At 71.3% G+C, this 6,751-nt stretch carries 7 protein-coding genes; 3 read left to right on the top strand and 4 right to left on the bottom strand.

Features of this window, described 5'->3' with window-relative positions; all coding sequences use genetic code 11:
* Positions 1–274 precede the first annotated feature (274 nt).
* The 3 genes from hemP to BCF33_RS13250 all read right to left on the bottom strand — a co-directional run bounded on the left by hemP (position 275) and on the right by BCF33_RS13250 (position 1,400).
* Positions 275–439, bottom strand: a complete 165-nt coding sequence (gene hemP, locus BCF33_RS13255) for a hemin uptake protein HemP (protein ID WP_106161424.1) — start codon at positions 437–439, stop codon at positions 275–277.
* A complete protein-coding gene (locus BCF33_RS14115) occupies positions 427–594 on the bottom strand; it encodes a hypothetical protein (protein WP_158259427.1) in 168 nt (55 codons plus the stop codon). The genes hemP and BCF33_RS14115 overlap by 13 nt, the downstream gene beginning before the upstream one ends.
* Before the next feature lie 236 nt (positions 595–830).
* On the bottom strand, positions 831–1,400 hold the full coding sequence (locus tag BCF33_RS13250; RefSeq protein ID WP_106161422.1) for a DUF421 domain-containing protein: 570 nt from the start codon (positions 1,398–1,400) through the stop codon (positions 831–833).
* A gap of 326 nt (positions 1,401–1,726) precedes the next feature.
* Here BCF33_RS13250 and BCF33_RS13245 point away from each other — a divergent pair, with 326 nt between their 5' ends.
* From BCF33_RS13245 to BCF33_RS13235, 3 genes are read left to right on the top strand one after another with little or no spacing between them, the layout of a single operon-like run.
* Entirely contained in the window at positions 1,727–2,440 is a 714-nt protein-coding gene (locus BCF33_RS13245; protein ID WP_106161420.1) for a sugar dehydrogenase complex small subunit, read from the top strand.
* The gene (locus BCF33_RS13240; RefSeq protein ID WP_106161418.1) at positions 2,440–4,101 is read left to right on the top strand and encodes a GMC family oxidoreductase; all 1,662 of its coding nucleotides are present in this window, start codon (positions 2,440–2,442) and stop codon (positions 4,099–4,101) included. Before BCF33_RS13245 ends, BCF33_RS13240 begins: the two co-directional genes overlap by 1 nt.
* Before the next feature lie 3 nt (positions 4,102–4,104).
* Positions 4,105–5,466: a c-type cytochrome gene (locus tag BCF33_RS13235; protein ID WP_106161416.1), complete on the top strand. Its 1,362-nt coding sequence runs from the start codon at positions 4,105–4,107 to the stop codon at positions 5,464–5,466.
* 6 nt (positions 5,467–5,472) lie between these two features.
* Here BCF33_RS13235 and BCF33_RS13230 read toward each other — a convergent pair whose 3' ends face one another.
* The gene (locus tag BCF33_RS13230; RefSeq protein WP_106161414.1) at positions 5,473–6,744 is read right to left on the bottom strand and encodes a cation:proton antiporter; all 1,272 of its coding nucleotides are present in this window, start codon (positions 6,742–6,744) and stop codon (positions 5,473–5,475) included.
* Positions 6,745–6,751: the final 7 nt, after the last annotated feature.

The raw sequence follows: 6,751 nt of genomic DNA, 5'->3' as shown, positions 1-6,751 counted from the left end.
ACCGAATACGCCTCCGTCAGCCGCGCACGGCCCGACAGAAGCTGCGACTGAGACGGCAAACCGCCATGCGGAGAGGAATAAGAGGTCATGGGCCGTGCGTATGGACCGATCATCCGCCTCCATCACCCCGGATGGTCCCCGGCGCCCGAAGAAGCACCTTCTCATGGGGGCGAAGAATTCCGTCGCACGATCGCGGGCGGCTCGACGCCGGAACGGGTCCCGGCCTCGCGCCCCTCCGGACCCGGCGCGAAGCCCCCCCGGGCGGGGGACGCCCCTACTTGGTCAGGATCAGCTTGCCGGCCCGCGTCAGCCGTAGCGTATAGACCTGCTCGCCCAGTACGATGCGGGCCTCGCCCCGACCCAGAAGCAGATGCTCGGCGCGGTGGATCGGGACGCCCGCGACCTCGGAGGTCCGGGGCGCATCGCTCATCGCGCCCATGCCGGCTTCCTCTCCGCGCGCAGGGCCCGATCCAGCAGCGCCTCGATACGGTTCTCCGATGGCGCGCGGCCCTCGAACAGGATGTCGAGCAGGACGACCACGCATGGTTCCTGATCCTCGGGGGGCAGGCCCCGCGCCTCGCCGTGCTGTCGCATGACCGATCGCTCCGTTCATAATCGGTCCGGGCTGGCACCTCGCGGCGGTGCTGGCTGGGATCGGTTCGATCCTGACAATATCGGTCGGGTTTTACAACCCCCGGTGCCGCGCTTCGAAGCGATCGGCCTCGTTACGCCGACGGACGCAGGTGCCCGCGCCCGCCCGCTCGGTGGGGATCCTCATGCCGCTCCCCACGCGACTGCCGCCGTCCGCCCCTTCGCCTCCGTCCGGGCGCTCACCCGGCCGCACCGCCCGTCTCCTGCAGCCGGTCTGGCCAGGTCGATGGGCCCTCGGGGGCGTCCTTCGCCCGGAACACGCTGATCTCCCCGCTGCGCTCCAGAAGCGCATGGCGCACCTCGCCCAGATGCTCGACCCCCTGGGCGCGCAGGAGGCCGAGCAGCTCGTCATGGCGGATGCCGGCCTTGCGCAGCGCTTCCTGCAGCACCTGCCCCTCCTCGACCATCAGGAGCGGCAACCCCTCGAGGAACGTGTTGACCCTCCCCGACCGCATCTGCGCGACGGCCGAGAACCGGTCCATCGTGATCACCAGCGCGATTACCATGAAGGCATAGAGAAGCGGCACCTGGGGATAGAACATCGTGTCGCCCGCCGCCGAGCCGAGCGCGATGATGACCACGTTCTCGAACGGCGAGAAGCCGCGGTTCCCACGCGAGCCCATGTAGCGCAGCGCGACGACCGCGAAGGCGTAGACGGCGACGGTGCGGAACGCGATCTCGGCGAAGTAGAGCGGCGGCTCGTCGCCGATGAACATGCGGTGCAGATCGAAAGGGGTGACGTTCTCCATCGGGAACCTCCATGCGGCGCGTCGGACGGGGAACGCCCGAAGGCGTCCTCGGTATCCCCCGCCGACCGCCACCGGGCCGGGCCCGCATCCCTCCGCACCCGCCGCCCCGCCTTACGCCGCATGGAGGTCGCGCTCCGTCGGCGCCCGAGCCTTCCCATGCTGGGCCACCGCCGCGCATGCGGTCCGCCTCGCCGGCCTCGCCGCGGCGAGAAGCCCCGGTCGGCGCCGGGACGAGAACGCGAGGGCGTGCGCCCCCCGCGACCGGGGCGAAGAACTTTTCGACGTTCGGAACGTTGTCGCCATGACCAGTGCGCAAGAGGTTCGCCATGGACGATCGCCGCCGACCCACCCGCCGCGACGTGCTTCTGGGTCTGGCAGGCACCGTGCCGGCCGTGGCCTTCCTGCATGCCGTCCCGGCCCGGGGGCAGGAAGGCGACACCTTCATGCGCGTCTCGCGCCTGCTCACGGGCGAGGACGGTCTTCAGGCGGACGTGGCCGAGCGGATCGCGGGCCTTCTCGCCGGACGGATCGACGACTTTCCCGCAAGGCTCTCCGGCCTCGCGGACGCCATCGGGGCGGCCGGCACCCGCGAGGACCGCCTCGCCGCGCTGTCGGACGAGGAGGTGGACTTCGCCCTCCAGATCGCGAAGCCTTGGTATCTCGGCTACGTCGGCTCGCCGTCGAGCACGATCCTCGACGACGACGCGGTCTTCGCGACCTTTCTCCAAGGGCAGTCCTGGGAGAAGATCCTCGATCAGGTTCCCCGCCCGACATATCCCGGCCGCTCGGCCGGATGGTGGTCCGAGCCGCCGCCGGCGGTCGACCCGCCCGCGATGCCGGCTGCGATCCTGGACTGGACGTTCCATCCGGGCGGGCCGGACGGGATCGTGCCCCCGGAGGCCGAATGGCGCGACTACGCCACCGCCGACCACGATAGCATCGAGGCGGCCCGCCGCGCCAAGCCAGGCGCGCGGACGGGCGGCCCCGGCGGCGGGCAAGGGGGCCAGCCGGGCGAAGATCGCAGGCAAGGAGCCGACTGATGGCAGAACACGACGCCGACGTCATCGTGGTGGGCTCCGGCTCGCTCGGCTCGCTCGCCGCGCTCCAGATCGCGCGGGCAGGGCACGACGTGCTGATCCTGGAGGCCGGGCCCGTCGTGCCCGACTGGAAGATCACCGAGAACTGGCGCACGAGCCCGCGCAAGGGCAACCTCAACGATCCGTTCGGCGACATCCCCTACGCACCCAACTCCTGGTCGCCCGGCTACGTGGACGACGACATAGACGTCTCGATGATACCCGGCACGCTGACCGTGGCGGGCGGAACCTCGCGGCACTGGACGGGCGTGGCGTGGCGCCTGCTGCCCGAGGAGATGCGGATGCGGTCCCTCTTCGGCGTCTCGCGCGACTGGCCCTTCGACTATGACGAGCTCGAGCCGTGGTATACCGAGGCCGAGTACCAGGTCGGGGTGATCGGAGCGGACGAGACGGACTATTCCGGCCAGGACCGGGGTGTTCCCTACCCGCCCCGCTCGCGCCCCTATCCGCTGCCGCCGGAGGCCAAGCCCTACGCGCTCCAGCGCTTCCAGATGCGCACCTCCGAGCGGGGCTACCGGCTCCTCCACGCGCCGAACGTGCGGCTTTCGCGTCCCTATGACGGGCGCCCGGCCTGCGTCGGCAACAATATCTGCAACCCGAACTGCCCGATCGGCGCCAAGCATTCCGGCCTCCACGACCTGAGGGCGGCGCAGGACGCGGGCGCGCGCCTCGTCACCGGCGCGCTGGTCGACCGGCTCGAGGTCGACGGGCGGGGCCGGGTGACGGCGGTCTCCTATCTCGACCCCGGCGGGGAGCGCACGGCGCTGACCGCGAAGATCGTCGTCCTCGCCGCGCATGGGTTCGAGACGCCGAAGCTCCTCCTGATGAACGATCTCGCGAACTCGTCGGGGATGGTCGGGCGCAACCTGATGATCCACCCCACCCTGACCTTCGGGTTCTACGCGGACGAGGATCTGTGGGTGGGCCGGGGGCAGTACCTTCACGGCGCGAACATGCAGCGCCGCCTCCAGCCCGACCGCTCCGAGATGTCGGGGGGGTTCTACCAGTTCATGAACCACAACCCCGCCCTGACCGTGGCCGCCCCGTTCTTCGACACGGGCGAGGGCGGAAGCGGCGGGAGCGACGTGGCCTACACCAGCCGCGGCAACGGCGGCCGGTCCCGGCGCCGGCTCGTCGGGCCCGCGCTCGACGCGGAGATGCGCCACCGCGCCGCGCGCTACCTCTCCAGCCAGACGCTGCTGGAGGATCTGCCGGACCCGGCGAACTTCGTGGCGCCCGATCCGGACACGCGCACGCCGCTCGGGCTGCCGGGGCTCAAGATGCGCTACCGGCTCCAGGACTACTGCAGGGACGCCCTTCCGCGGACGCTCGACGACTTCGCGAACTGGGTCCAGGCCATGGGCGCCACCCCGCAGGAGCGGCCGGGGGACACCTGGTCGAACCAGCACCACATCATGGGAACCACCATCATGGGCGACGACCCGTCCGACTCGGTGGTGGACGCGGATCTGCGCTGCCACGACCATGAGAACCTGTTCCTCGTCACGACGGGCGTGTTCCCGTCCTCCTCCTGCGTGAACCCCACCCTGACCGGCATGGCGTTGGCCATGCGCGCCGGCGCCCACGTCGCAGCGGAGGTCTGAGCCATGCGCCGTCTCGCCCTGCTCGTCGCCTTTCTCGCCGCCGCGCCCGCGGTGGCGCAGCAGGTCGCGCCGGATCCCGAACTCGTGGAGGAGGGGCGCTATCTCGCCGTCGCCGCCGATTGCGCCGGCTGCCACGGCACCACCTTCGCCGGCGGCGATCCGGTGCCCAGCCCCATCGGCGCTATCTACGCCAGCAACATCACCCCCGATCCGGCGACCGGGATCGGCGGCTGGACGTTGGAGGATTTCGCCGGCGTCCTGCGGGAAGGCGACGGCCCCGACGGGCATATCTATCCGGCCATGCCCTATACGTCGTACACCGGCCTCGCCGATCGAGAGATCGCCGCTCTCTGGTCTTTCTTCATGCTCGACGTCGAACCGGTGGAGAGGACCCACCCCGATACGGACTTGGGCTTTCCCTTCTACCGCTGGCTGATGCCCGCGTGGAACCTCCTCTTTCTCGACGAGGGCGAGGCGACGGGGGCCAAGCCCGCCGCCTCGCCCCTGGAGGAGCGGGGCCGCGAGCTGGTCGAGACGCTCGGCCACTGCGGCGCCTGCCACACGCCGCGGGGCCAGTTGATGCAGCAACTGGCGGACCGGCACCTCGGTGGGGCGATGCTGGGGGGCTGGTGGGCGCCCAACATCACCACCGGTCCCGGCGGCGTGGGCGACTGGGAGGACGAGGAGCTCGCGCGCTTCCTCGCGACCGGCCACTCGCCCCATGGCGTCGCGGGCGGCGAGATGGGGACCGTCGTCTCGCGCAGCCTCAGCCACCTTCCCGAGGGGGACATCGCCGCCATCGTGGCCTATCTGCGGGCGGTGCCCCCGGTGGCCTCCGACCGCCCCGCCGCGCTGGCCGGCGGGCGCCCGCCCCCGGTCGCGGTCGAGGTGCCGGCGGACGACTGGGCCGGCGCATTGCGCCACGACACCGACTTCGGCGCGCAGCTCTACCAGGCGGCCTGCTCGTCATGCCACGGCATCGACGGGCGTGGCTCACCCGACGGGGTGCACCCCTCGCTCCTGCTCGTCACGGGGCAGGACGCGAACGCGGCGAACCTCGTCCAGGTTATCGCGCACGGCATCGATCGCACGGTGCACGGCGAGCGCATTCTGATGCCCGGCTTCCGCGACGCCATGTCGGACGAGCAGATCGCCTCGGTGGCCAACTACGTCCGGACCAGCTTCGGCGGCGCAGCGAGCGACCTCGACGCGGGCCGCGTCTCCTCGATCCTGGCTGGCGGCCTCTCGACGCCATGGCTCATCTCGAACGCGCCCTGGCTCGCCGGGCTCGGCCTCGCGGCCGCCGGCATCGTCCTGCTCCTGCTGATCGTCTGGCTGATCCGCAGGCCGCGCCGCCGGGCCTGACGCCGGTCAGCCGCTCTGCCGGCCGCTCCGTTCGCCGGGAAGGCGCTGGTCGGGCACGTCGACCCGGTCCGCCCCGATCCGCTTCATGCGCGCGCCGTAGCGCTTGCTGCCCGGGGCGGCCGTCATGCCGTGGACCACGATGCTGATGGCCACCGTCAGGGCGACCGTGGCCGCGATGTCGTCGAAGCCCGCGATGCCGTCGTGCTCCACGACGATCAACAGGTAGATCACCGAGGCCATGCCGCGCGGCCCGAACCATCCGAGGAACGTGACGGTCGAGGGGTGCAGGCCCAACCCCATCATCGCGAGCGCGACGGGGACCATCCGCAGGGCCGTAAGCGCGAGGATCGCGAAGACCACGTGCGGCCATCCGACATGGTGCAGGAACTCCGGCAGGAACAGCGCTCCGACGAGGAAGAACACCGTCGAGTTCAGGAGCTGCCCCACCGTTCCCCCGAACTCGTCCACCTCGTCGCGCGTCTCGTCCGAGCGGGTCGACGTGACGAGGCCGGAGGCGAAGGCCGACAGGAAGCCGTTGGCGCCCACCATCTCGGCGACGATGTAGGCGATGATCGGCAGCGCGAGCAGCGCGAGGCGGAAGAAGTCCCGGCCGACCCAGCCCTTGCGGACCGGCCGCTCCAGCGCACGCGCGGCGACGAATGCGATGCCCGCGCCGACGAGGGGCCCGCCGATGATCTGCATCGCCAGCCAGATGGGCCAAGGCCGGCCGTCGGGCGCCATCTCCGTCATGCCCGACGCCAGCGCCAGCGCGATCAGCAGGCATGGCAGGCCTAGCCCGTCGTTGAGGCCGGATTCCACGTTCAGCCCCTGCCGCACCAGCCGCGGCACGTCCTCGGAATCGACCACCGGCTCGCCAAGCGCGGCGTCCGTCGGCCCGAGGATGATCGCCAGCACCGCGGCCTCCCAAATGCCGAAGCCCGGGAACAGGAGCAGCGCCGCCCCGGTGCCCGCCAGCATGGTCAGCGGCAGGCCGATGCCCAGGAGGCGCAGCGGCAGCGAGTGGAAGCGCCGCAGCCGCCGGATGTCGATCCGCACCGCATCGGTGAAGAGCGTCACCACGAGCGTCAGCTCGGCCACCCGCACGACTGCCGCGTCGCGCAGGTTGATCGACAGCAGCCCAAGCCCCAGCGGCCCGAGAAGAAGGCCCATGCCGGCGAACATCATCGGCGCGGTGAACCGTCCCTCCCGCCCGAGATCCGAGACGCAGGCGAAGAGCACGACGGCGAGCGCCATCGCAAGGATCACGCCGTCCGTCACGCCGCCC

Source organism: Hasllibacter halocynthiae (assembly GCF_003003095.1).
Taxonomy (GTDB): Bacteria; Pseudomonadota; Alphaproteobacteria; order Rhodobacterales; family Rhodobacteraceae; genus Hasllibacter; species Hasllibacter halocynthiae.
Note: the sequence above shows the minus strand (reverse complement) of the source record. Positions and strands in the feature narration are given on the sequence as shown.

What these genes read in the sequence shown, in the direction of transcription:
- BCF33_RS13245 (WP_106161420.1), top strand. Translation starts at nt 1,727, where the DNA reads ATGGACGATCGCCGCCGACCCACCCGCCGCGACGTGCTTCTGGGTCTG.
- BCF33_RS13235 (WP_106161416.1), top strand. Translation starts at nt 4,105, where the DNA reads ATGCGCCGTCTCGCCCTGCTCGTCGCCTTTCTCGCCGCCGCGCCCGCG.
- BCF33_RS13240 (WP_106161418.1), top strand. Translation starts at nt 2,440, where the DNA reads ATGGCAGAACACGACGCCGACGTCATCGTGGTGGGCTCCGGCTCGCTC.
- BCF33_RS13250 (WP_106161422.1), bottom strand. Translation starts at nt 1,400, where the DNA reads ATGGAGAACGTCACCCCTTTCGATCTGCACCGCATGTTCATCGGCGAC.
- BCF33_RS14115 (WP_158259427.1), bottom strand. Translation starts at nt 594, where the DNA reads ATGCGACAGCACGGCGAGGCGCGGGGCCTGCCCCCCGAGGATCAGGAA.
- hemP (WP_106161424.1), bottom strand. Translation starts at nt 439, where the DNA reads ATGGGCGCGATGAGCGATGCGCCCCGGACCTCCGAGGTCGCGGGCGTC.